Annotated in this window: 27 protein-coding genes; 26 read left to right on the forward strand and 1 reads right to left on the reverse strand. The window is 33.3% G+C overall.

All coding sequences use genetic code 11. The features are described 5' to 3' along the window. The first annotated feature begins 98 nt into the window (after positions 1 to 98). From BMY66_RS04690 to BMY66_RS04745, 12 genes are all read left to right on the forward strand, one after another. Positions 99 to 1,925 carry a DUF262 domain-containing protein gene (locus BMY66_RS04690; protein ID WP_090394297.1) on the forward strand — a complete coding sequence of 609 codons (1,827 nt, stop codon included), beginning with the start codon at positions 99 to 101 and terminating at the stop codon, positions 1,923 to 1,925. Between the two features lie 30 nt (positions 1,926 to 1,955). Then, on the forward strand, positions 1,956 to 2,348 hold the full coding sequence (locus tag BMY66_RS04695; RefSeq protein WP_090394298.1) for a hypothetical protein: 393 nt from the start codon (positions 1,956 to 1,958) through the stop codon (positions 2,346 to 2,348). Positions 2,349 to 2,450: 102 nt separating this feature from the next. After that, positions 2,451 to 3,806 (forward strand): phospholipase D-like domain-containing protein, encoded by a 1,356-nt coding sequence (locus BMY66_RS04700; protein ID WP_090394299.1) that lies wholly within the window; start codon positions 2,451 to 2,453, stop codon positions 3,804 to 3,806. A 103-nt stretch (positions 3,807 to 3,909) separates the two neighbouring features. Then, on the forward strand, positions 3,910 to 4,941 hold the full coding sequence (locus tag BMY66_RS04705) for a DNA cytosine methyltransferase (RefSeq protein WP_090394300.1): 1,032 nt from the start codon (positions 3,910 to 3,912) through the stop codon (positions 4,939 to 4,941). A gap of 39 nt (positions 4,942 to 4,980) precedes the next feature. Then, a complete protein-coding gene (locus tag BMY66_RS04710; RefSeq protein WP_090394301.1) occupies positions 4,981 to 5,163 on the forward strand; it encodes a hypothetical protein in 183 nt (60 codons plus the stop codon). A gap of 63 nt (positions 5,164 to 5,226) precedes the next feature. Then, on the forward strand, positions 5,227 to 5,970 hold the full coding sequence (locus BMY66_RS04715; RefSeq protein ID WP_090394302.1) for a hypothetical protein: 744 nt from the start codon (positions 5,227 to 5,229) through the stop codon (positions 5,968 to 5,970). A 272-nt stretch (positions 5,971 to 6,242) separates the two neighbouring features. Next, positions 6,243 to 6,467, forward strand: a complete 225-nt coding sequence (locus BMY66_RS04720; RefSeq protein WP_090394303.1) for a hypothetical protein — start codon at positions 6,243 to 6,245, stop codon at positions 6,465 to 6,467. 17 nt (positions 6,468 to 6,484) lie between these two features. Beyond that, entirely contained in the window at positions 6,485 to 8,359 is a 1,875-nt protein-coding gene (locus BMY66_RS04725) for a hypothetical protein (RefSeq protein ID WP_090394304.1), read from the forward strand. Beyond that, on the forward strand, positions 8,346 to 9,215 hold the full coding sequence (locus tag BMY66_RS04730; protein WP_090394305.1) for a hypothetical protein: 870 nt from the start codon (positions 8,346 to 8,348) through the stop codon (positions 9,213 to 9,215). The genes BMY66_RS04725 and BMY66_RS04730 overlap by 14 nt, the downstream gene beginning before the upstream one ends. Further along, positions 9,205 to 9,930, forward strand: coding sequence for a DUF6339 family protein (locus BMY66_RS04735; RefSeq protein WP_090394306.1), 726 nt, complete (start codon positions 9,205 to 9,207; stop codon positions 9,928 to 9,930). Before BMY66_RS04730 ends, BMY66_RS04735 begins: the two co-directional genes overlap by 11 nt. Positions 9,931 to 9,945: 15 nt before the next feature. Next, positions 9,946 to 12,660 carry a DNA-directed RNA polymerase subunit alpha C-terminal domain-containing protein gene (locus BMY66_RS04740; protein WP_090394307.1) on the forward strand — a complete coding sequence of 905 codons (2,715 nt, stop codon included), beginning with the start codon at positions 9,946 to 9,948 and terminating at the stop codon, positions 12,658 to 12,660. 246 nt (positions 12,661 to 12,906) lie between these two features. Beyond that, positions 12,907 to 13,824, forward strand: coding sequence for a hypothetical protein (locus BMY66_RS04745; protein ID WP_090394308.1), 918 nt, complete (start codon positions 12,907 to 12,909; stop codon positions 13,822 to 13,824). An 18-nt stretch (positions 13,825 to 13,842) separates the two neighbouring features. On the opposite strand, the gene BMY66_RS04750 is transcribed toward BMY66_RS04745, so the two are convergent. After that, complete coding sequence (locus tag BMY66_RS04750) at positions 13,843 to 15,984, reverse strand: RecQ family ATP-dependent DNA helicase (protein ID WP_090394309.1); 2,142 nt, start codon at positions 15,982 to 15,984, stop codon at positions 13,843 to 13,845. A 260-nt stretch (positions 15,985 to 16,244) separates the two neighbouring features. Between BMY66_RS04750 and BMY66_RS04755 the strand changes: the two genes are divergently transcribed. The 14 genes from BMY66_RS04755 (at position 16,245) to BMY66_RS04820 (ending at position 26,084) form a co-directional block, all read left to right on the forward strand. Further along, on the forward strand, positions 16,245 to 16,859 hold the full coding sequence (locus BMY66_RS04755) for a ClpP family protease (RefSeq protein ID WP_090394310.1): 615 nt from the start codon (positions 16,245 to 16,247) through the stop codon (positions 16,857 to 16,859). Positions 16,860 to 16,878: 19 nt separating this feature from the next. Then, a complete protein-coding gene (locus BMY66_RS04760; RefSeq protein WP_177175582.1) occupies positions 16,879 to 17,292 on the forward strand; it encodes a response regulator in 414 nt (137 codons plus the stop codon). Then, positions 17,285 to 18,661, forward strand: coding sequence for a type IV secretory system conjugative DNA transfer family protein (locus tag BMY66_RS04765; RefSeq protein ID WP_090394312.1), 1,377 nt, complete (start codon positions 17,285 to 17,287; stop codon positions 18,659 to 18,661). The genes BMY66_RS04760 and BMY66_RS04765 overlap by 8 nt, the downstream gene beginning before the upstream one ends. Before the next feature lie 14 nt (positions 18,662 to 18,675). After that, the gene (locus BMY66_RS04770) at positions 18,676 to 19,494 is read left to right on the forward strand and encodes a hypothetical protein (protein WP_090394313.1); all 819 of its coding nucleotides are present in this window, start codon (positions 18,676 to 18,678) and stop codon (positions 19,492 to 19,494) included. Between the two features lie 27 nt (positions 19,495 to 19,521). Further along, a complete protein-coding gene (locus BMY66_RS04775; protein ID WP_090394314.1) occupies positions 19,522 to 20,220 on the forward strand; it encodes a hypothetical protein in 699 nt (232 codons plus the stop codon). Positions 20,221 to 20,403: 183 nt separating this feature from the next. Beyond that, positions 20,404 to 20,616: a hypothetical protein gene (locus BMY66_RS04780; protein WP_090394315.1), complete on the forward strand. Its 213-nt coding sequence runs from the start codon at positions 20,404 to 20,406 to the stop codon at positions 20,614 to 20,616. A 21-nt stretch (positions 20,617 to 20,637) separates the two neighbouring features. Further along, a complete protein-coding gene (locus BMY66_RS04785; RefSeq protein ID WP_090394316.1) occupies positions 20,638 to 21,204 on the forward strand; it encodes an adaptor protein MecA in 567 nt (188 codons plus the stop codon). 14 nt (positions 21,205 to 21,218) lie between these two features. Further along, positions 21,219 to 21,857 (forward strand): hypothetical protein, encoded by a 639-nt coding sequence (locus BMY66_RS04790; RefSeq protein WP_090394317.1) that lies wholly within the window; start codon positions 21,219 to 21,221, stop codon positions 21,855 to 21,857. Continuing rightward, positions 21,854 to 22,534 (forward strand): hypothetical protein, encoded by a 681-nt coding sequence (locus BMY66_RS04795; protein ID WP_090394318.1) that lies wholly within the window; start codon positions 21,854 to 21,856, stop codon positions 22,532 to 22,534. The genes BMY66_RS04790 and BMY66_RS04795 overlap by 4 nt, the downstream gene beginning before the upstream one ends. An 85-nt stretch (positions 22,535 to 22,619) precedes the next feature. Beyond that, on the forward strand, positions 22,620 to 23,237 hold the full coding sequence (locus tag BMY66_RS04800; RefSeq protein WP_090394319.1) for a ClpP family protease: 618 nt from the start codon (positions 22,620 to 22,622) through the stop codon (positions 23,235 to 23,237). A gap of 2 nt (positions 23,238 to 23,239) precedes the next feature. Next, positions 23,240 to 23,515: a hypothetical protein gene (locus tag BMY66_RS04805; protein ID WP_090394320.1), complete on the forward strand. Its 276-nt coding sequence runs from the start codon at positions 23,240 to 23,242 to the stop codon at positions 23,513 to 23,515. A gap of 124 nt (positions 23,516 to 23,639) precedes the next feature. Further along, on the forward strand, positions 23,640 to 23,951 hold the full coding sequence (locus BMY66_RS04810; protein WP_143064501.1) for a hypothetical protein: 312 nt from the start codon (positions 23,640 to 23,642) through the stop codon (positions 23,949 to 23,951). Positions 23,952 to 24,053: 102 nt separating this feature from the next. Next, complete coding sequence (locus BMY66_RS04815; RefSeq protein ID WP_090394322.1) at positions 24,054 to 24,266, forward strand: hypothetical protein; 213 nt, start codon at positions 24,054 to 24,056, stop codon at positions 24,264 to 24,266. Between the two features lie 66 nt (positions 24,267 to 24,332). Beyond that, the gene (locus BMY66_RS04820) at positions 24,333 to 26,084 is read left to right on the forward strand and encodes an RNase H family protein (protein ID WP_090394323.1); all 1,752 of its coding nucleotides are present in this window, start codon (positions 24,333 to 24,335) and stop codon (positions 26,082 to 26,084) included. Positions 26,085 to 26,567 lie beyond the last annotated feature (483 nt).

Raw genomic sequence — 26,567 nt, forward strand, 5'->3', positions numbered from 1 at the left:
TTTATAGACCGGATTCAATACTCCATGTAACAACATAAGCTATTTAATGATATTATGTATAAAGCAGAAGAATATATAAATTTGAAGGGGAAGTAATCATGATAAATGACGTACGAGACAAAAGAATATCAAGAATTTTTGATGTTAACAGTGAAAATATTTATAGCATTCCGAAATATCAGCGACAATATACATGGGGCAAAGGCGACTGGGATGCATTATTTAATGATGTAATGGAAAATGAGCCTGGATATTTTTTAGGCTCGTTTATTTGCGTTAGTACTAGTTCGTTGAGTGGAAATTGCCTGGATTTAATAGATGGACAACAAAGATTTACAACAGTCACTCTTTTACTGACAGCTATTTATGAAAAACTTGCTACTTACAAAAAAGAAATGGATGAAGAACAAGTTAATGATTTGTTTAATTTGCGAAAAGAGATTGCTATAAAAAGAGAAAACAATGAATATGTTCCTCGCTTAAACCTACAGAAGCAAAACTACAATGATAAGGATTTTGCTTATATACTTTATTCTGCAAATATTATTTCAACTGTTTCTACAAAACCAGATAATTTCGGCTATAGAAGAATTGGGAAGGCGTATAAACATTTTTGTGAACTATTAGATGAAGAGGTTAGTAGAAGAATTGCGGAAAATGAAGCGACAAATGAAATAGCTGCCTTAATGGATATAAAAAAGAAATTTGAAAAAGCAGTACTTGTTGGAATCCAGGTAGATAGCAATAAAGATGCATATATGCTATTTGAATCTCTTAACCACAGAGGTGTGCCATTATCTGCATTAGATTTAATAAAAAATACGTTAATAGCAAAAGCTGAGAATGAAGCTGAAGCAGATAGTAGCTATGAAAAATGGGGTGCTATTCTTAACTTAATTGGTAGCGAAGACTATGCTATGCAAGAAAGATTCTTCCGCCAATATTACAATGCATTTAGGGAAGAGCTTAATGCAAAAGCTGAAAATAATGGTAAAAAATATCCATTAGGTTATTTGGCAACAAAAACTACCCTGATTGATATATATGAAAAGATGATTTCACTTGACTGTCAATGGCTGTTAAATGATTTGCTAAGTAAAGCAGAGAAGTATGCTGTTATTGTAAATAATGATAAAAGCAAAATATATTCTGATTCACTTGTTAAACTAGAACGAATCTCTGGAGCACCATCATATATTTTGTTGCTTTATATATTGTCAAATCAAAGTGAATTGGACTTATCGGATGAAGATGTTAATTGGATCGTACAAGCTCTGATAGTGTTCTTTGTAAGGAGAAATGTAACAGATGTTCCGGGTACGAGAAAGCTAATAGCATTTTTCATAGAATGTGTTTCAGATATAAGAGAGTTAGCAGCAGAAAGTGTAAAAGCAACAATAAAAGGGAAGCTAAGAGATATTTCTGCTCCAGATAGTATGTTTATCGAAAAATTATCTGGGGATATCTATGATGAAAATGCTGATGCTGCAAGATTTATATTATGTGATATAGAAGAACAACATCAAACAAAAGAAACATACACAAAACTATGGGAGAGAGATTCTAAAAATAAATATATTTGGACTATAGAACACGTATTTCCGGAGGGCGAAAATATTCCTAAGGCGTGGGTAGATATGATAGCTAATGGTGATGTCGAGTTGGCTAAACACTATCGTGAAGAATATGTACATAAGCTAGGAAATTTAACAATAACTGGTTTTAATTCGAATTTATCTAACAAGAGTTTTGAAGAAAAGAAAGATAGAAAATCAAAAGACAATAAAACAGTTGGCTATAAGAACGGATTATATTTAAATAAAGATATTGTTAATGAAGATACTTGGACTATTGATAAGATAGATGCAAGAACTGAGCAGCTTGTTGCTATTGCTCAAAAACTATATGATTGGGAGTCACTTTAAGTATAATTAACAGTTCAGCGAGGGATACAAATGGAATACCTTAAGAGGGAAGATATAACAGACAATGTAGCTATAATAAAAATAAATCAATCGTACAAGGATTCGTTAACAGCCTTAGAATTATATGATTGTACTCGTGGATGTTGGAAAAGAAAGCTTGAAAGTGTGCGAAGTGCTGAGTATGTGCTTGCGGTCGCAAAAGGAATTGTAAAAGAAGTTTATCAAGTAGACGAGTGGCTACCTGCACAAAAACTTAACAGAGAGACTATACCTTATGACAGTAATTTTGAAAAAGATAGAATTGGGTTCAGTGGAAGAATTGCTGATAATATAATAAGAAAAAAATACATAGGTGTATCCGTAGAAAAATTATTTAAACGTGGAGAAGCTAATCCTGTTAAGATTTTTTTGAATGACCGCTAAGAAGTATAAATGAGTAATATTTAGAAAATCTAGTTCATTCATATTTTATGAAACAGTGGCATTTATATTACTTTAGCAAGAAATTATCTGGAGGATAATAATATGTTTTACGAAATCCAACCACAAAAAAATAAAGATCAATATAAACGAATACTTAAGATAATAGGTCAATTATCAAATTTGTTTTCTGAAAGTGATTGCCCATATCTATCTTATAGAGCACATGAAAACTCATTTTGTAAATATTTGGAAGCTGATAATTTGGCTCGATATGATTGTTCTGCAGATGCCAAAAAAGATAGAGTCGGAGTGGGATTAAAAACATGGATGGGTAGAGATGATCAAAAAGTTGCAGAATTTGGTCGTCTAAGAAATACTTATGCTGAGTTAAATGGCATAGAGTTAATAGACAAAATAGCAGAGTATCGAAATGAAAGAATTCGAGTTACTATGAATATGCATGGCATCGATACCATGATTTATCATGTTGTTAAAAGAATTCCAGGGGCAATGCAGATACTAGAATGTTCTTTTGATTACATAGACAGAGAGAATATTAGTTTAATTGATGAGAGAGGAAATAATAATAATACCTATTTTTCTGATGGAGTTCACACTTATCATTTCAGTCGCTCTAAAAATACTTTATACATGATTTTCGATGATTTGGAAGAACTTGATCGAATAGAAGTTCCAATCATTGATGACCCCTTTGAATTACTTATGCATCTAAGTGACATAGTTAATTCAAATAATAAAGATGAGCATTTATCTATAGCTGCAGATGAAACGATAAATACTTATTCTATTAATGTGAGTACAGAATCCAGTGATAATGAAGATTCACAAACAAATGTAAATAATATTATTAATGTAATAGAAAATAGTAATAGTGATACTCTTATAGAGCCCCAGATATGCTTACCACTATTTGCGATAAAAAAGGGGGAAAGATATGTTCCAGAGCGTAGTGGTTTAAACCAATGGAATGCTAATGGTAGAGCGCGTGATTGTAATGAGATATATATACCTTATTTATCTGAAGTAAGACAAGCTCATCCAGATTTCTTTCCACCACGAGACACACCATTTGATTTAAAATTACCTGATGGGACTGTTATTTCAGCAAAAGTTTGCCAAGCAGCCTTTCCTAAAGTGTCAGATGAGGCGATGGCAAAAATGTCAGAGGAAGATAGACTGAAAGAAGAACAAAGACAACTTGTTGGAAAATCTATAATGAGTAATCCTAATAAAGTATTAGGAAAATGGCTGTTACGAGATGTGTTTGAGGTGCCAGAAGGAACTTTAATTACATATGAAATGTTGGAGAGGTTTGGTGTCGATTCAGTAGTGTTCACAAAGCATAGTAGCCAAAAGTATTCAATTGATTTTGCAGAACTTGGAACTTATGAAAAATTCTATGGAATGGACAGTTTTTCAGAAGAAATAGATGAATAAGAATAGAAGAACAAAGACATAAATGCGGAAATTGTTTTTGAAGGATTGCGGCGCGCCGCGATTTTTACTATAATTAAAATAATAAAAGGGAGGACGATATTTTATGATTACTATAGCATCTTTTTTTGCAGGAGTTGGTGGAATAGATTTAGGTTTTTCTCAAACTGGAGTCTTTGAAACAATTTATGCAAATGAATTTGATAAATATCCAGCACAAACTTTAGAAATGAATTTTCCAAACTTAAAAGTTGACATTAGAGATATCCATGACGTTAAAAGCGAAGAGATCCCGGATACGGATATAATCGTCGGAGGATTTCCATGCCAAGCTTTTTCAATTGCAGGATATCGCCAGGGTTTTGATGATGTAAAAGGTAGAGGCGAATTATTTTTTGAATTAATAAGAATCATTGAAGCTCATAGACCAAGGGTGGCTTTTTTTGAAAATGTTAAAAATCTTGTTAGTCATGACAATGGCAATACTTTTAGGGTAATATGTGAGCAACTAGATATTTTAGGGTACCATTATACATTTCAGGTATTAAATGCAATGAATTATGGTAATATGGCTCAAAATCGTGAAAGAATATATATTGTTGCATTCAGGGATACCGAGGATTATGCACGTTTTCATTGGCCATTACCAATCACCTTAAATACAACAGTTAGGGATATTATTGATTTTGATAACCCTAAAGATGAGAAATACTACTATACTCCTGGAAAATATAAAGGCGATATTTATGAACAATTAGTTCTTGCTACACAAGACGAAGATATAAATAATCCTTCTGTTTACCAATGGAGACGTAAATATGTAAGAAAAAATAAGAGTGGAGTTGTTCCAACATTAACTGCAAATCAAGGCGAGGGTGGACATAATGTATGTATTGTTAAAGTTAAAGATGGCATAAGAAAAATGACGCCACGAGAATGTTTTAATACTCAAGGTTTTCCAGATGATTATATTTTACCTACAAATCAAAGCGATGCAAAACTTTATAAGCAAGCAGGGAATTCTGTATGCGTTCCAGTAATCAGAAGGATAGCAGAAAGCATAGCGGAAGCTATTGGAGAGAAGGATATTATTATTGCCAAAAATAATATCGACCAAGTTATCAGCAATCAGGCTTAGTGTGTATACAACAGAAAGGAATTTCATATGAGGCTATATATGAAAGTTACTAATGATATTTACGAATTACCTATTGCGGTTGCCGAAAGTAGAGGTATTTTAGCTAAGATGGTTGGTACCACTCCTGAAACTGTTTCCAGTAGAATATCTCACAAAAGTCCTGGTTGGCATGTTGTTGATATATGTGACGATGAAGATGATGAAAAGCTAGATACAACGTAAGTTGTTATCTAGCCTTTTTTCTTGTAAAATTTAAATATATCAATTTCTTGGGGGTGATGATAATTGAAGTTTTCGAGATTATCATGTGAAGGCGATAAAGTTAAGCATTATTTTTTTACGAGTACAAAAGACTTTGTTGTCAATTCTAGTGTTAGCACTAAAGATATAGATGATTGCTTTGATTTTGCGTGGGGGATGACTTTTGGAGGACTTGGAGAACACCGAGAAAAAAGAAGTGGTGGAACAAAAAAAAGAGGTCCAGAGAGTATATTCCAAGACACTTTCCAAGGAAAGCTAGCTGAATATGCTATATACAATTATTTTGCTCAAAACGAGGACATTACTGTTTCCATTCCCGATCTCAGCCAATCAAAGAAAGGCAAATGGGATTCAAACGATTTAATGATAGATGATGACTATATAACTATTAAATCTACAAAACAGCAAGGTAACCTATTTTTGTTAGAAGTAAAGGACTGGGACAGTAATGCTACATATATTCCTAACAAAGATAAAGATAATCAGGGGGTATATGATTATTTTATGTTCGTTAGAATAGCTCCAGCTGCAAAGGATATTTTTAAAGGAATAAATAATAACTCTCAAAAAGACTATAAATTAAAAGCTGAAAAGACTATATGGAAACCTAATATTGTAGGATTTTTACCTGCTTATATTGTGAAAGAATATATAAAGCAAGGCTTTATAATCAAAAGGAACGATTATATTACTAAACGTACTAGGATAGACGCTGATAATTATTACATACAATCAGGAGATTTCTTAGATATAGAAGACTTTTTATAGCTAAAAGACCTAAAGATATATACATGTATATGATTTGAAGATTTATATTTACAAATAGCAAAGACTAATGCATATTAGATGTATCTTATAATGAATTATTGGGAAGAAATATAAATGTCTAAAAAGATTTGCGCAACATATATAAAATATGGCGCAAATCTTTTTTTTATAATAAATATACCTGAAAGTTATCCGTATATTTGAAATATTTGAAAAATAATGATAATATATAAAAAATATAACATCCGTTTTCGATTCAGGAGGTATGAATAATGGCTAATGAAACTAAAAAAGAAAAGTTTATTAGGTTGGCAGAAGCTAGAACAAATAAAATAATATCAATGATTAGACTACTTGGTAATTGTTCTAACACAAGAGTATATGAATATAATTCTAAAGATGTCAAAAAGATATTTGATGCAATAGATAAAGAATTAAAAATGGCTAAAACAAGGTTTGATTTACAAGAGAATTCTGACGACACATTTAGCCTATAAGCTTGGAGGAATTGATAATGGTACAATGGAGATTTCCAATCAATGATGATGGAGAAATAAAAGGAATTAATGATTCGGGAGTGGCAACTTTTAGTGGTACCCCATTAGAATCACTAGCTAGAGAAATATGTCAAAACTCATTAGATGCTCATGATACAAGTAAAAAGGTTAATATCGAATTCAGCTTGTTTAGTATTCCAACTAGTGCTCTGCCAGGCTCAGAATATTTGATAGATACTTTTGATAGATGTAAAGAGTTTTGGACTATTCAAAAAGGTAGTGCTACAAAAGATTTTTTTCAGCATGCTACACGTGTGATTAGTAATGAAAAATGTTCTATATTACGAATTAGTGATTTTCATACAACTGGATTACTTGGTACAAATGAACAAAGAAATTCCGATTGGACTAATTTGACAAAATCATCAGGCGCTTCAGACAAAAAAGGAACGGCAGGAGGTTCATACGGTATAGGAAAGTATGCACCATTCGCGTGTTCTGAATTATCTACTGTTTTTTATAGTACTTATAATTCAGACGGAGAAGAAGCATACCAGGGTGTATCAAGATTAGTTACATTTACAAATGAAAACAATCAAACTACACAAGGTGTCGGTTATTTTGGAGAGGAAAAAAACACACCTGTTCATAATGAACAATTGCATTTAGATCCTGATTTTCGGCCTCGTACTGGTAATACATATGGTACAGATATATATATTTGTGGCTATAAGTTTGACACTCATGACTGGGAAAATAAACTTATTGTTTCTATTCTAGATGGTTTTTTAGGTGCAATATGGAAAGATCAAATAGAAGTAAAAATAGGTAATAAATTAATTACAAAGAGTACATTAAGTTCTTTAATTGACGAATATCAAGATGAGCTAAAAAGTACAACCAGCAAGTATTATATGGTACTAACCTCTGAAGAAACTTGCTGGTTTGAAGAGAATTTTAATGGATTGGGAACGATTAAGTTAGGATTACTTATTGGTGAACAGGACATGCCAAAAAAAGTTTCAATGATACGTCAAACAGGCATGAAAATTTTTGACAAAGCGATAACATCTCAAGTTCCATTTGCTGGTGTCTTGTTTATAGAAGGCGATAAGATAAATGAAAGATTGAGATTGATAGAAAACCCGCGTCATGATAAGTGGGAACCAGAAAGAGCTGCTAACCCAACCCAGGAGGCAAGCCTGATTAAGGCTCTATATAATAATATAAAAGAACACCTCGAAGAACTATTAACGACAGGTTCCGAAGAAGAAATGGACGCTGTAGGAATCGGATCCTTTATTCCTGATGAGGACATTGATGATGCAGATTTATCAAAAGATGAGGTTATCAGTGACCAAATACAAGATATTAATAGAAAAGTAGTAAAAAAGAAGAGTCTTCCTGCTAATAAAGAAGGCGACGATTTCAATACTGACGATTCGAATCTAGATGATGTCAATGTTGAGCGCGGAGGCAATGATTTAGGATATCCACATAATGGTGGCCACACAGATCAACATACTGGGCGCAAAGAGGATAATGTACATATTGAAGGCCCTGGTACTGAAAAAATGCCAACTCGTAAAGCAGTTACATTAGAAAAATTTGTACCTGTACGCGTTGATAAAGAAAAAGGTATTTATATGTTTAAGTTAATACCTTCAATCAACGCAACGAATGGTGAAATTGAAGTATACTTGTCTGCTGAAACCAGTATATATGAAGCTCCGATAAAAAGTGCCCAATTAATTGGAGGTAATGAATGTACCGTAAGTGGTCATATTATTAAAGGCGTACCGTTGACTAAAGATTCTGAATTAAGGATGAAAATAGAATTGGATTATTATGAGATTTGCTCATTGGAGGTAAAGATTTATGCAACTGCGTAATAAATATTATACTCATCCTGTATTAATGGAGGGCACTGATTTTTATGAAAATAGTCTATTTGAGACAAATGTAGACGCGGAGAGGGTCGGCTATGATATTTGTTTTAAGATGTCAGCTACTCTTCAAAATAAATTGTTAGTAGATTATTTAAGAAGTGGTGATGTAGTGATTGTCTACCATATAGAATGTCCTCAAACATGTTATAGAAATGCAATTTCAACGAATGAATTAGAGCTATCATATACATTAAGAGATAAAGATATCAATGGAAAGGTAGAAATATGTAGTTTTTTGATAGCCAATAAAAATATTCCTAGCTATTGCAATGACGACTTTTCAGCAGACTATAGGGGATTTCGCTTTGATATAGAACAAGGTTGCATAATGGGAGTAGGTAATCAAGTAAACTTTATTGTAAATAAAATTAAAGATGATTTATCAAGTACATCTTCAATTTTTTCAATTATCCCAAACTATGATGAAAATATTTCTGTTATGCAAGTAGATTTAATGGGCGAAAAGATTGTAATATCACTTCCGGTAAAAGCATTCAATGTATATAAAAACATGAGCTCTATGCTTGATATTCAAAGCACCATGCATTCAATTGTTATTATACCTGCACTTCAATATGTGTTTAACGAATTGAAGTCAGTAAAGGACCAATTATACGAATACGAAGATAAAAGATGGTTTATTAATCTTTCAAAAGCATGCGCAAAAATGAATGTTGCTTTAAATGAAGATAATATGGAAAATATAAACCCCCTTGAAATGGCACAATTATTAATAGATGCGCCTATTACTGATGGTTTAATTAATATAGCAATTTCGGAGGACATAGATGAAAATTAAGTATATTACAGAAGATGGTCTAGCCTTTTTGAAAAATAATAAAAATGAGCTCTATAAAAAGGTAATTAAAGAAAATATTTCCTTAGAGCAATTTTTACAGAACACCAATTACTTAAAAGAATCAAACATTGAAATCGAAGATTTTATCTTAGAGACTGGTGAAAATGAAGAAGGGAAAGAGTCCCTGACAGATGCTGAGAATGTTAAACGTGTTTACAATCACATGAAAGCTCTATCCGATTCGCAGGCATCTGATGAAAGACTATGGGTAGCGATGACATTAGGCTCCCAATTAGATTATATGAAATATCGCTGGAATCCAATAGATTCGACTGATATGCTTAATCGTTTCTTTTTTAATTATTCTAGCCAACGTTCACTATTCAGAAATGGCATAGCTAGATTATGGTGGATTGGAAGAGTGACAGTAGATTATAAGCGCGATAATCCATACGAATTAACGGACTTTGTCTGTAAATATCAGGATTTTATAGAGTCTGTATGTGGTAGAAATGTTTTTAATAATCCAATCACTTTGAAGGGTACTGTGTCAGCCATTTATGATGCTAGCAAAGAGGGGAGAAGTATTGATCGTGATTTGATTAGAGCTGTTGCAAAGTATGTAAATCTTCTTGCTGGAACATATATTATAGACGTTTTAGGATATGATTTTATATACAATAAAGTTTCCGCATATATAAAGAATCATTCATAGATAAGAGGGTACAATATGATCTGTAAAAACTGTGGCAATGAATACGACGAGATTAACTTTGATGTTTGTCCATTTTGTTTAACTGCTCCAATTTTAGAAACAAGCAATATCAAAAATGATAAATCAGATACAAATGAAAACAGTGACACTTTAGAGACGCAGAGTGAAATCAATAGTTTAGAACAACCCACAGAGCAAAATGACATAAATTACGAAGAAGTTAATATATTTGATTGTCTTGATCTAAGTGTCCGCGCAAAAAATGTTCTTTTAAGGAATAGAATAACAACTGTTGCAGATTTAATAACTTATTATGATAATGGTAAATTTGAAGCTACACGCGGTGCAGGTAAGAAAACTATTGATGAAATTAATATGTTTATATCTGAACTGCTAAAAGGCAATGTCAGTATTGCTAAAGAAAAGGAATTGCCACCTACTAGTATTCCACAAAGAATCATTGAGGGAATAGAAAATGGCGATTTACAAAATATTCACATCAACAGATTGTATGATTTATCCAATCGTACTTACAATACTCTTGCAACAAACAATCTTACTAGCATACTTGAATTGGCATTATTTTTACAGGAAAATTCTGTTGATGATCTTCGAAGAGCCGGCAGCGTTGCGAAGAAAGAAATTTACGACATACTTAGCAATTATTTAAATGGAAATTACAATGAAGACAATACATCTTTCAAAAAAAATGCTATTGAAGAATATTTTAATGAAGAAAAAATAAATGCAAGCAGAAACTATAATGTCGTGTTAAGAAGAGCCAAGCATGATACGCTTCAAGAAATAGGTGACGAAATCAAGTTAAGTAGGGAAAGAGTGCGCCAGATAGAGGCTAAATTCATCCGAAAATACTTTAGAACAGTTGAATACATAGTGCAACCAATAATTGAAAAAGATGGTTATTTTAAGCTGAATGATTTGTCAGATTATTTTTCAGATGAAGATAACCGCTTAGTGGCACAACATATCCTTAAGCAGGACGGAAAGTATGAATATTTAAGCTTTGCAGATTGCATAGTCGAAAGTAAAGAAAAAGAATCAACTTCAAGCAAAATATTACAATTAGTCATAGGTTTTATTGGAGATGGGATAGACATTGATGATTGTTATGAAGAACTTGATGAAAGTTTTAAGCAAGAAGGCTTTTTTTTCATGGGACAAGACGAATTGCTTAGTTTATTTGAAGAATATAATTTCAAAGTATATGGCTCATACGTTGCGCCAAAATCCGTTTCTTATACTCAATTATGTAGATTAGTTCTTAATGAGTATTTCCCAAATGGATTAAAAACAACCCAAGATAACAATGCTATTTGCGAAGACTTGGATAATCTGAGGAAAATCGTTAAGGAAAAATACGGCGAAGAGCTTCCAGCAGGAAATAGAGCACTGACAGCCAGATTGGCAGATAACTTCATTATTCGTGATAGAGGCAAAATCATTACCAAGGAAAATGTGCAAATTGACTTAACCGTTTTAAACAAAATAAAAGAAGAAATTGATGATTATGAAGTAGATAATGTATATTACTCTGAACTATATGCCAAAAACGAAGGTCTTCTTAGTCTTACGAGTAATATTGACAACTATTATTTTCTACATGGCGTTTTAATGTTATATTACCCTTACGAATACGAATATCACAGAGATTATTTGATCCGCCGTAGGGTTGACGGCCAAGTCATTAGTAACGCTGAACGAATAAATAATTTCATATTAGAGCAAAAAAGACCTGTTTCAAAAGACGAAATAAAAAAAGCTTTTCCAGGATTCTCTGACATAATGATAGAATTAATCTTTGAACAGGAACCAAACCTGTTTCGTTGGGACTATCATATGTATAGCTCAACAGATTTGATTATTATTGATGAGTACGAAAAAAAAGAATTAGAAAACAATTTAAAAGTATTATTAGAGCGAAATGGAATCGTATCAGATAAAAAGCTTTATTCTGTCATAAAAACAAATATGCCATTAATGCTAGAACGCAATAATATTGATAATGCCGTTCCGCTTTTCTATTATGTTGCAAAGCTTTTTAAAGAATCTTTGGATTATAGACGTCCAAATCTTGTAAAAAAAGGCTTAATAGAAAACTGCAAATACACTATGAAAGAATTATCATTATATTTATTAGGTTATCCGGACTTTATTTCCTATGATCGTTATCAAGCATTAATTGAGGAAATGATGTGGACCCCAGTTTCTGCATCAATGACCTTTTTTTGCATAGAAGAAGATTATATACGTACATCAAATGACATTTATGTAAAAAATGACCTATTTAACTTATCTGCGGATGTAATTCAGTCTATAAAAACAAGTCTTGATAAAATGATGCAAGATAATAAATATCTGCCATTAATTAATATAGTAGATTACAGTGACTTCCCTGAAATAGAATATGAATGGAATTATTTCTTGCTTGAAAGTATTATAAGAAAATATATACCTACATATACATTGGTCGCACCTGATTATAAAGACAGAAGATATCAAAAAAATATAATAATTGATAGTGCACTGGGAATCGATTCATATTCGCAATTAATAGCTCATATTTTAAAATCTGAGGGCTATTCAAGTATATCAGAAGGAAAGCTTTCATCGTTTTTGGCGATCCGAGGACTTGCGCGTATGGTTATACCAAAAGAGTTAGCACAATCAAAATATTTTAAATTTAAAGATGAAACATATACAATCTATTAGCCGAAAAAGTTTTGTAGGCAACGATTTCTGGCTTTTAGAAATGTATGTAATTATATAATTACGCCATTAATTGATAATTTAGGGGTTATATACTAAATTTTCCTTTAGTTTATTACCAATATTAGAAGATATTAATTAAAGATAGGATTTCTAAACAAAAGGAGATTTTCATTCATGGGAATTAGAATCTATCTTGAGTGTACAAAACAAAAATAGAGTACTTTTAGCCTATAGGAGGACATATAAATGGCTATAAATGATAATTTGTTGGCTTTTACACCTGAAACAAATAGTTATTATGTTAATCATCCCAGAGATTTTGTTCCTTATGGAACTATTTCTAATGTTGACAAATTTGAATCTTTTGAGTTTGCATATGATATGTCTTATGGGAAAAAAGGTGCGCATAGAGCCTATCGATCAGGTGGTTCGAATGTACGAGCCATGGGTGAAATATTTATAAATGCATTTCAGGGAAAGCTAGCTGAATATGCTTTATATCGCTATTATGAAAAAAAGAATATCTATATGAAAAAACCAGATACATCGGTATTTATGCTAGGGCAATGGGATAGTTTTGATTTAGAATGTCAAGGTAAACATATATCAGTCAAATCTACCAAATCATATGGGAATTTATTACTATTGGAGACTGCAGATTGGAATGATGAAGGTGAATATAAACCTAATAAAGAGAGTGGTGCATCAAAATACGATTATACAGTATTAGTTCGCTTTAAACCGGATGGCGAAGATTTAATGAAGCAGAGCAAACTATTATACCAAAAGGACGAAGAAATACCTGAAGATATAAAAGACATTCTTATTGAAAAAATAAGAAATATAAACTGGACTTATGATTTCCCTGGATTTATCTTTTACACAGAATTGGTAAAAATGATAAGAGATAAGCAAATACTTCCCAAGGAAGCTATGCTTAATGGAAGTACAAAGATGGATGCAGAAAATTATTATTATCAAACTGGCAAAATGCATCCACTAAGCGATAGTTTTACATTAACTGAAAGAACCAAAACTGAGCATTCTAGCGATTTGCTTGAACGTGAATGCCCAGAATGTGGTAAAAAGTTGCATCAAAAAAATAGTTCTTTCATAGAATACTGGGAATGTGATTGTGGCTATAAAGAACCAATTGAGCTATAGCCTTTCCCAAAAGAGTTCTTAAACATTTCGTGTATTAAAATAAATCACATTAACTCGATTATATTTTTTGCCAGAAGCATCCTGTAAAAAAATTGTTTTTGAAGATGCACGTTTAGTAATATCGAATTTATAAGTTTTTATATATTTACAATCAACAAGGGCTTTGAGATAGTCTTCGATATATCTCATAAGCCTTTTTTCTTTTGCTAGTTTTCCCTTTTTAGAAGCAGGAAATGAGATTTTTAAATCATACATCATATCATTTAGATTAATACTCCAATTGATTTTCTTACCATTTAGATACATAGATCTACAATAGTGTATCTTGGAAAGAAGGTAGTATTTAATCATTAATCCCTCTTTAGTCTGCGGCATAGGCAAAAGATCCAGCTGTTTTTGCTGTTCCTTATTAGGTAACGCCAGTAGAGGAGTTGCCATTTTGAAGAATCGACTTGCCTGATTAAAGTAAAATGATGAAGCATTTTGATTAAACTTAAGCGAAACTCCATTTTTTATCATCACTTTTTCAAAAGTATCTTCTTTAAGCAAAAAGTGAGATTCCTTATCATCTTCAAAAGGAAAAACTATTTCCCTGTTAATCAAACTATCTATTGTCTCTATTACCTCTTTTTTCAAAGGTGATTTTGAATCAAAATAGTCCCTTCCAGATAGAAGTCTAAGAATATCCAAATATGTAATGTTATACTTACCACTTAAAACGAACGAACTTAATGCATCCAAGACCATTACATCAAAAAAGTCTGGCATGGTCTCATTTCTAAGATTTTTGCTCTTTATTAAAAACCAGCCATAAACGGATCTATTAAGATATATATATGCTGTAGGGTCTACTTGTTTTATAGTAGGCTCGTAGTTTCTAAAATAATCATCTATAAACTGGTTTCTTTCCTGAACTGTTTTAAGATGAGTATATTCTATCATCATATTTACGCGGTCCATGGCAAGTAAATACTCTGTGGAATCAGCTGTATATTCAGGATTGGCGTTTATCCAGGCTTTAAGCAAGAATAAATCTGTTTCGCTATAAAGCAGAATACAATTTGCCACAGAATCACCATGTCTTCCGGCACGGCCTACTTCTTGATAGTAGTTTTCTATAGAACGTGGAAGACTATAGTGAATTACATATGTTACATCCCTACCATTTGGCTTATCTATACCCATTCCAAAGGCAGAAGTTGCAATAATACATGATAGTTTGCTTTCATCATGGAAGAACTTGCTTAATGTGGTAGCGTTCTCCTTACGTTGACTTAACGAGTCTTTTTCTTCAGCTTCATCTTTTGAAATACCATAGTATTTACCACAGATAATCCCTTTTGAAGACAAACAATCGTATAAATCTCTAACATTTTTCTTAGTATTGCAGTATATAATGCCAAGCTCTTCTTTATGCTCTAAAACATATTTATAAATATACTCTGGCTTCTTTGTCTCACTGCATCTATGGGATAAGAGATTTAAATTATCTCTAATCATTTTCCCAACAAATAAGTTATTGTCTTTATTATCAATAGAAATGTTTAACCCAAGAAGCTTAATTATATCTTTAATAACATGGACAGTAGCAGTAGCAGTAAAAGCAGCTATAATAGGTGCAACTTTACAATAGGTATCTATTGTTGTCCTAATCATACTGTAAGTAGGTCTAAAATCATGTCCCCATAAAGAAACACAGTGAGCTTCATCTATAACAATGAAAGAAACCTCTCTATCTACAAAAAGGTCTTTTGCCAATGGGCTAGTAAATCCTTCTGGAGAAATAAATATGATTTTATAATTTTCTGGATGTTCTTTAAAAGTCATAATTGCTTCCCCGTCTGACTGGCTATGTAAAGCTATTGCCTTTGCTTGGATTTTTGCATTACTTAGATATTTATTTATTCGATCACACTGGTTAGTCATTAAGGAGATGATAGGCTCGATAATAATAGTGGAATATCCATTTTCAGCCATAACAAGGGCAGGCAATTGGTAACATAGTGACTTTCCAAAGCCTGTCCCAAGAACAGATAGAGTATCCTTGCCATCTAGTATTGCTTTAATAATGTCTAATTGATGCTCTCTAAAACCTTCAAAATGAAAATATTCATCTAGAAATTCTAATATTTGCTTTTCGGTAAATTTTTGTTTTTTCATATTTCAATTCCTTCTAAGAAAAGTATATATCACAAAACTGAATTTTAAAAGGGGATTATGTTCTATACTAATATCGTGCAATCGAGCAATTACAAAGGGCTCACGAAAAAATAAAAAACGTAATTAAAAATATAGGACAGCTTGCGCTGTCAATCTATTTTTTGAATAGATAAAAAAATCTATATTAATTTTTTTTGACTGCTTGCGCAGTCAAATTTTTTTTAGAAAGATTAATACTAATAACAGAAAGGCGAAATACTATGGCAAACATTATTTCAGAATCAGTAAGAGGCATTCAGTTAGCACCAATTGATGATGTGTTTTTGAGAGATCGAAAGGTTTTCCTCGTAGGCGAAGTTAATGATCAGTCTTGTGATGAACTCATCAAGCAACTTTTATTTATGGAAGCAGAAGATAATAAAAAGCCTATTACACTTTTTATTAATTCTCCAGGCGGTAGTGTTGGCGCTGGTCTTGGTGTATATGACACAATCCGTTTGCTTAAAAGTCCAGTTCGCACTGTTGTAACAGGTATTGCAGCAAGCATGGGAAGCATCATTTTACTAGCATGTGATAAGGACAACAGATTAATGTTACCTAGTAGTAAAGTAATGATCCATGATTGTAGCTGGAGCAAGCGTGAAATGGGTGGAATGAAACCATTTGAAATTGAACAGGAACTTAATGATCTTAAAAAGACAAATGAAAGACTTATTTCAATTATTGCTGAGCGTACAGGAAAGACTATTGAGGAAGTTTCCAAAGTAACGATGTCAGATAGTTACTTTAATGCTGAAGAATCAATAGAGTTTGGCCTGGCTTCTAGAATAATCGATTCAGATTGTTTAAGTGAAATACTGAAGAAGGATAACTAAATATGAAAGGGGGATGAAAATGAAGATACTAATTATAGAAGATACTGCTTTAAAACTTGCTTCAATCAGTAGAGTTTTAAAGAATGCAGGATTCATAGAAATTGATAGTGAAAAGAACCTTGAAGATGGTCTAAAAGCTATTGAAGCAAGTGTAAAATCAGATGATAAATATGGGGTGATTATCACAGATATGTGGTATCCAAGAGAAGATCTTGGTCTAGAGGAACAGTGTGGGTTGGAACTTGTGGACACTGTTAAAGCGCGTGGCTACAATATCCCAGTTATTATCTGCTCCAGTCAACAGTACAGATGTGAAAATGCCTTAGGCGAAGTCTTATATAAAGAAAATGAAGACTGGGATAAAGAATTACTTATCAGCCTTGTGAAGAAGGCTTACAACATCAACAAAACGAAAGGGGAAAACAATGAATAGAAGTGATAGATATAATAAAAGGTATTTAGGGGAAGAATTTAGTGTAAGCAATGATACCTGGCAGACCCATCTCAATAACAATGATTTGATAGTTGGAAGCTCTGGCTCTTCCAAAACTGGCTCAATTGTATATCCTCAGCTTAAATCACTACAGGATTCCAGTCTTATTGTAGTAGATACGAAGAGACGCTTGGAAAAGATGTTTAGGAATGAGCTCACGGAAAAAGGTTATAAGGTAAAGGTACTTGATTTTGTAAATCCTGAAAACAGCTGTAAGTATAATCCATTGTCTTACATCAGAAAAAATAAAGATGGAAGCTACCGAGAACAGGACATAGCCAAGGTGGCCGCTGCACTTATTCCTGACTCTGCAAGTGTTGAAGCTTTTTGGCCTCGTAGTGCCAGAAGATATTTGGAATTTTTTATTGCATTTGTACTTATGAAGCTGCCTGAAACACAGCACAATATGTCTGAGGTTGCAAAGTTTTATGCCTTTTATGTAGGCGGTGGTGATTATAGTGAATACGTTAATGGATTTATAAGGTCTCACCAGAATTCTTTAGTGGCCAAGCGTCATGCACAAATATGCGGGGAGAAAACAGCAGACAAAACAAGGGCAAGTATACTGGCATTTGTATCGATGGCACTTGCGCCATTTGAATACGCTGAGTATGAAGAATTTTTTAAATATAGATATGAAAGAAGATATGAATACAAAATAAATTTTGGAAATGATAAGGATGACGACGAATGGGATTATGTCGATGAGGATTTGTGGGACAAAATCGACGAAGAGGATGATGGTATCCTTACATTATGTGATGAGGTGGTAGACATAGCCTCTCTTGGCAGAGAGAAAACAGTATTGTTTTTAAATATCTCTGATTGTGACCACAGTATGGATCATATTGTAAATCTGTTTTATACACAAGCGCTTCAGACACTTATATCAGAGGCAGATGCAAATCCTGACGGACAGCTTAAAGTTCCTGTAAGAATAATCATGGATGATTTTGCCTCATCAGCAGTTATTCCTGATTTTGACAAGATTATTTCGGTAGTCAGAAGCCGAGATATTTGGCTTACCATGTGCATTCAGTCTTTTGCACAGTTGGAGTCGTTGTATTCACACACTCAGGCACAGACAATTATCAATAACTGTGACCACATTGTTTATCTTGGAAGCAATGATTTGGAGTCGGCTAAATTTATTGGAACCCGAGTTAACAAGACTCCGGAGACCATTCTTTGTATGGATAGAGAATCAGAGTATCTTCTAGAGTCAGGTAAGCTGGGCAGACTTATTAAGAAGATTCCTTCTTATGGCTTTAGTCCAGAGGAGGAATCTGAGATAGAAATGGGCGCATAGAAAGGAAGTTTAAAATGGAACAAAGAATGACTGCTAAATACATATTTGATTCGTTACTAACCAATTACGATAACGAAGTGGTTATTAAAAAGTATAGCTGGCTAAGAAATAAGGCAATAATTGGCGCCATAAACCAGGGGCGCCCTAATGTACGCACGGAGCTATACATAGACCTCGAAGAGGCGGTTAAAGCGGAGCAGATTGATGATGTGGGCTTCGAGTTGATTTACTATTATTTGAAATTCCTATCTGGAAGATTTCTTTTTGTAGTAGACCCGAATTGGGATTATGAATATGTAATTACCTTTACCTTTTGTTGCTACATAAATTCAAAGCAGTTAGCTATGGCAATAAAAACTATTGAAGAAGTTCTGGAAATCTTGCTACCAGATTATAGTAAGTATATCAAAGTAGGCACTGAAATTTGCGAGCCATTTAGCCATACATTTCGGAAGACCAATTTAAAGGTTAAAACAATGAATGAAAGGTTAACTTCTGATGAGCAATTAAAGGTTATTAAAATAGTTGTGGGTGATTTATCGACGCTTTCAGTCTCACCAAATGATAAGGATGATTACTTCCGATACGTTTACTTCTTTCGCTCCTTTGGAATGAAAGTGTTGACTCTTTGTAGCAGAGATGAAGATTTATACAAGAATACCATGAATATGGCATCCAAAGACTATGAAGTATATAAAAACTGTACAGTGAGGGATTATGATTATTGCCTGTGGGCATTTATAGCGATCATTATCAGGCAAATGATTGCAGAAGAGTCTTGCAAGGACATCGAAGGACTTAGTAAAATTTATGAAAAAAAAACAGTTTGCTGATAAAATTGGTTTTGGAGGTCGAAAAATATGGATAAAAAGAAAATATATGCACCAATGGTTGTAGAACACAGTGCACGTAGTTCAATGACGCGTGATGAAATAGAACAGCGCCCTTTGGCGCACTTATATAGAATCAAGGGTAAGGCAAAGGGCTATGAGATTTTACCTGAAGAATGTGTGATTTTTTCAAATCTAGAAAACAACGAAAACCTTGTGGCAGATATGGACCAGTTTTCGAAGGAATTTGAGGTATATCAGGAACCAGAGTATGAAATAGAGTTTATCAATAGCTTTATTGAAAGAAAGCTGGATGAAGTTGGTGGGCCTGTATATTCAAGAAAATTGCAATTATATTTTGAAAAATACAATGATGAGTACAGATGTATGTCTATATATCATATGGATATGCATAACTTATCTTTTGAGCATCATGCGGATGAAACTATTAAAAAGAAATGTAAGGGCTCGTTTATTAATATGGTAATTGTGCTTTGTGAGGATGAGAACGGTTATAAATTTCCGTGGTATTTCGGGACCCCTCCAAGTGATAAATGCTATGCCAAGGGCGCAACCCCATACGAAGCCTTAAAGCGCCTACGTAGGAACTATGAGTTGATGGAAGGAAATGTACTGCGCAGACCAGAAGGACAGTGGGACAAGGTTAAATGGTTTGATGCACTTAATTGCTATGCCGATACAAGCCTTATAGGTCTTAGTGATATTTGATTTGAAAAAGGGAAGAACAATTATGTTTGAAAACTTTGAAATAATAGATTTTAGAAGAAGAAAGTTTGAAGAAAAATGTAAAAACGTCCTTCGTAAATTTTACGAAGGACGTTTTTGTATCCATGTATAATGTGTAAATGCTTAATGATAACTTATTTTTCTATTAAGAAAGGGAAAAATATTATGACAAATACATTTAAGAACGACACTTTAGAAAATAAGATTGAAGTTTTAATGGAAATCAACGCTGAAACAGCTGGTTGGGGAATCAACGAGTTGTTAATGGAAAACTGTGACTACTATAGCTCATGGCATATGAATCATATGGATGAAACATATGCGAAGCTTGCTAAAGCTTATAGTTACGAAGAACTAGTCGAAAGACTAAATGAATAAAATATAGTGAGGTACCTACATATGGAAAATATTAAACCTAGGGAAATGAATGTTGCAAGAACAGGACAAAGAACATTTCAGATTAAAACAGTTCTTTTTGATGAAGAATTTGCAAACCAGGAAACAATTGATAAAACACTAAATGGTCTAGCTGATGTGGTGATGGGGCAATTGAAAAACCAAGAATATATACCAGCAGATGCTGAAGTGACAAATCTTCAATCAAGTCAGCTAGATGATAACAACGTGATGATATCCATCGAATGGGATACAACACTGAACACATCGTACATCATTTGCGACACATTAGATGCTGTAATAACAACAGCCAAGCAAATGAAGCCGATTGCAAGCGTCTTTGAAAATCGTAATCTTACAGTTTACAAGAATCCGATGACCAAAGATTATGCTGTTGGTTTTTCATTGCCAAGTGATGCAAATCAATTAAAAACATTAAAGGCAACCTTGATTCACCTCGGCGATTACGACCAGATCCGAGTGCAGGAATTTGTAAATTTTGCTCCAGAGTATTTATCTGAGCACGGTAAATTAATATGTAACGATTTGTTCATGTTAGCTGAAATATAGAAAGGAAAGATACTATGAAAGCTATTGATAAACTTTTTAGTGATTATGATTTGGAACCAATGGATAATTTGGAACCATGGCATCATGCAAATCCGGCGTATGATGAATTTGAGAAGAATGCATATGGCGGAAAAAGCTGTGTCTTGGCGGCCCAAGTTGCAGTTGATCCTATTAATGGGGAAGCAGATGTAGATAGCAAAGAATTTATTCAGGCTATTAAAGATAAAAAGTTTGATGTTTATTATGACTTTGAGACGCTATATGCTGGGGATATATTTGTTGTATTAAATGAGAAAGTAAGGGACAGCGAATTAATAAAACGAATTCAATGTATTGGACTTTCGGTTCTATATAACTCAAGTTCTAAAGTCGTTTGTAATCATTCAATTACAATGATTGGTGTTGGTGATACAGAAGAATTTTGGATTTCAGGAAATGATTTTATAAATCTTCTAGACCAGCCTCAGCGAGTAAAGGAATACGAAGATAAGCTTTTTGAGGTTCCATGTGATCGATATTGGGGAAATGACCCTGATGAGGAATGGGATGAATACCCTGTTTGCTCATTCGATGATGAATGCTCTGACGAAGACGATTATTGGGATGAAGAAGATGATTGGGATGAAGAAAAATATACGGAGGTGAAAGAATGAGTGACTGGGGAACAGTAGTTTTTCTATATGATTATGAGCGGGACTTCAAATGGGATTTTTGGAATGAAGAGGGTGAAGCTGAACGCGTAAAAACACAAGGAATAATAGTAAAGCACTATAAAGCTTCTGGAATAAGTGGAATAGTACAACATGCTTATTATGGCATGAGATACTTTATGGAAAGATTTGATCGTTATAGCCTGGATTTATCAGACTATAGAAGAGGAAGATCTTCGAATCTACGAGAGGTTAAAACGGCATTTGATGTTTTCATGGATCAAGGAATCATTGATTTGGGGCTAGATTCAGTAGAACGTGTTATCAAAAATTGGGGAAGAAATAAAAAGAGATATGAAGAAAAACCTAGCGAATTGAAATATGATTTATTTGCCGGAGATGGAACGGATGGCTATTTCTATATATATTTTAGCGGCAAGCCTGAAACTGGATACTCACTGAAATACACCTACGTACGAGGAAATGACCTTCATGATATTCCACACGCCTTTAAAAATGCTTTTGGTGGTGAGTATAATTATAAGAATAATAAAGATGAAATTGATAAGGCAATTAAGTTCTTTGAGGAAAATGGAACTTTAATAACCGCAGAGAAAGATGTGAAATATATTGAAAATAGGGGGACGACTATAGTACAGCAAGCAATGGAAACAAATTAGTCACATGGGACTTCGTAAATATTACGAAGTCCTTTTTTATACCCTGATAAAATGCATATATCAAAGATAAAGAGAGGAAACAAAAATGCCAAATATTATTTTAGATTCAGTTAGAGGACCACAACCAGTACCAATTGATGACATGTTCTTAAAGAACAGAAAAATATTTCTCGTGGGTGAGGTAAATGATGCATCCTGCAATGATTTGATCAAGCAGCTTCTTTATATGGAAGCAGAGGATGATACTCAGCCAATTACATTGTTCATAAATTCTCCAGGCGGACAAGTTGGATCAGGCCTTGCAGTGTATGACACGATTCGCCTCATGAAAAGTCCGGTTACAGCAGTTGTAACAGGAATTGCAGCCAGCATGGGAAGTATCATCTTGTTGGCTTGTGATGAGGATAAGCGCTTAATGCTTCCAAGCAGCAAAGTGATGATCCACGATTGTAGCTGGGGTAAAAGAGAAATGGGCGGAATGAAGCCATTTGAAATTGAGCAGGAATTGAGGCAGCTTGAGCAGGTTAATGAAAGACTTGTTTCTATCATTGCAGAGAGAACTGGAAATACGGTTGAGCAGGTCTCAAAGGTGACAATGTCTGACAGCTATTTTAGTGCTGAGGAGGCTATTGAGTTTGGACTAGCTTCAAAGGTGATTGATTCAGAATGTTTAGGTGAGTTGATGAAAAGGAATGTCGCTTAGTTATGAAGAAATTTGAGAAAAGCCAGATTAAGACAGTATTTTTAACATACATTTTATGTGTCGCAATGCCTTTATCGGTAAAGTTTTGTTTGAAGCAGATAGATGCATATAATGCGCAGTATAATTCTCAGCAGTTTTTAAATATGTTAGATGAGAAGCGTTATGCCGACAGGATGGAAGAGCGTAAGCAGCAAGAAATTGCCAGAGAAAAAGAAAAACAGGAAATGGATGAGCTTGTTAATAAAGTAATGGAAATGGTGAATGGCGAAAATGAATAAGATACTGAAAGTGATTAATATTATTTTTATATGGATAACTCTGTCGGCATTTATTTTAGGTCTTTGGTTTGGGCACGAAGCTAATATGGCAAAAGTTCATCATCAAATGATTGAAGATGCCCTAATGGGGATATCTTTTGATAGCTCAGAATCCTATGCTACTCTGAGAGAAGATTATCTTCCTAAGTTTGCCGATGAAGAAGTCTGGGGAGAATTGTTTCCACCAGAACCAACATCTACACTAGACGGCAACACCGTACGACACATAGATGCACAGAAATTGGCACTGAGTACGGAAGAGGCGTATATTAATATGAGTAAGGAAGGCAACTTCGTAGCTAATCTTCGCGTGGCCAGCAACAGAGGTGTGCACTTTAGCATCTTTTTTGTGGGCACTGTTGATGGAGATGGTGTTAGGTTTACGAAGATGTATTAGATGCCATGATCATCGATTATTGGTAGTTTAATTTATTAAGGTTAAAAGAGAGGAAAGAAATGAGTTACATCGGAGTCGAAGTTGCGATTATAAAAATAAAGGATGAGTTTAAGGAAGATTTTGAGAATCTTTATTATTTGGGGGGATGAAAAAGTAAACAATGAAGAATTAAAAACATATATTGAGGATATTCTTGCAAAATATAAGGAAGAAAGGGGGATAGTGTTCAAAGACATGATTTCTATGGATGTTCATCGGTTCCTGGCGCTTAGAAGAGCAGAATATCCTGTTTTGTATAGGACAAGTGACTATTGATAATGTTATACTAAAGAAAATGTCAATAATCTCTGATTAAAATATCTACAGCTCGGAGGAACAATAATGAACTACTTTGTTTGGAAGGCAACTACAAAAACAGAATGGGCAATTGTAGAAACTAACGTAAAGAATAATAAAAAATACAGTAATCAAATAATTAGCGTGTATCCATATAGCACAAAAGTTAATGGATCCAAAGACTATGTCTACGGAGGATTAGCTACATCAAAAGAAGAGTTAGATATTTTTAAAAAACTAATCCCTGACTGTGACTTTGTAATAATTGATTCTGAAGAAAAAGACTATGATGTGGCCGAAGCATCATTGGCTGAAAATGTTGAAAAACTCGATGATTACATTATTGTTCGAAGCGAGTATGGGAAAATAGAATCTTTACATACTAGCTTTTCTCATCTTATCCGAAAGTATGGCAATGCTGTAATAGCAAAAAATCAAGATAAAAATATGCTTGATAATTTCGTTTCTAATAAAACCTTTGCAGGTAAGGAGAATAGAACTCAGAATTGTTCAGTGATTCCTACACTGTTTAAACTAGATAAAAGTAGTGTGCGCATAAATGGAACAAAGATTATTATCCAATTTGAAAGAATATATGATGATAATGTTGTTTTAAAATACCTGAAAAAAGGTGCTGTTTTTAATGCTTTTCTACCTTATATTGGAGAAGATAAATCTGATACAAACACTACATACACATTCGTAGATAACTCAGGTAATGACATTTCCTTTGTCTTACCAAGCCAGATGTCTACAAGAATGCTATATTTGCAGTTAGTTGAAATACAAAAGGGATTTCTTACGGATGTTGATACAAAAATCTATCTGATTTTTAACAAGGATGCATCATATTCAAAAGGATATGCAACCTTTAACAATATGACCATTGATGATTTCAATCAATTGGAGATTACAGACGAAAGTGATGAATCAATAAAAAATATCTATTTATATGATGGACAGATGGATTACACATTCAAATTCGCCTGCTATACAAAGAATCTACCTATACCAGCATTATCTGATGGACTATTTGCCTATGTAGACGGCTCAAGCTTAAAAACTGGTAAAGAAAAAGAAGCATATGGCACAGGTGTAGTACTGTCTCAAAACAATACTGTTAGATTCTGCCATAATGAAGGCGTTGCTAAAGGCTCAAATTTCATCGGAGAAATTCAAGCAGTTACTGAATTATTAAAGGAACTGAATAATATGCCTGATGAAGATACAACAGTTAGAATTTTCTTTGATAATACAGCAGTAGGATATTACCCACATGGTCTTTTTGGTTGGAAAGAACAAAAAGGAGTTGATGAGCATAAATATGTTATAGCATACAAAGAAACTCTTGATAAATTTGTAGATAATCATCCTAGCATAAAGTTAGTATTTGAACACCTTGATGCACATTGTATGATATTCGGAAATGAATTTGCTGATAGAATCGCCAAGGTTGAAAATACTGAGGTCGAAGATGAAGAGGTTGCTCCTGGATATTTTGAAAAAAGAAAAATCGTATGTGCTTCAGCTGGAATCTTTTCTGATGGTTTCAAAGTTAAATTCAACTATATTAATGATGAAATCAAAATTGATTTCTTGCATAAACTTAGTGAAAAACTAAGAACTTATCTGAGAAACTATATGGCTGAAATGGAAAAATATGATTTGTTAGATGACTATGCTATGTATAATTCCATTGCTGAACCATTTGTTTATACGCATTGCAAAAATATATATGCTAGTGGGAAAATAACAAAAGAGCAATGGAAAAAAATCGAAATGAGATATGAGCTGTAATAAGGAAAGCTATTATTTGAGTGCTCATAGAGCAATTTTAAACACATAAGATTAAATGAACACCACTTTGAGATGGATTTGAATAATTGTCTCGGAGTGGCGTTTTTTGTTTTTTAATAACAATTTGATGAATAATGAGGTAGTAATTATGTAAAAAAAAAATTAGTAACCTTATTTGTTGCAATACTATTAATTGGTTGTGGCAGAATTGATCGATATGATGACTTCTCATATCAATATCTCTCCGATATTGAAAAAAATACTTTTGTATTCGCTAGTGGCGTAGGTGCTTGGTCAACATCTATGACTATTTTTCCTGATGAAAGTTTTGATGGTGAATATTCTGAATATTCTGATACTGATATGGGTGTTTCAAACGAAGAGTACCCTAAGGGGACCTATTATTTATGAGTCTGGAACAGAATATACTTGGAATAATTAAATTATGAATCTATCATGAATGTTAGGTCATTGTTGGGAGGT

It is taken from the genome of Pseudobutyrivibrio sp. C4 (genome assembly GCF_900111635.1).
Lineage (GTDB): Bacteria > Bacillota > Clostridia > Lachnospirales > Lachnospiraceae > Pseudobutyrivibrio > Pseudobutyrivibrio ruminis.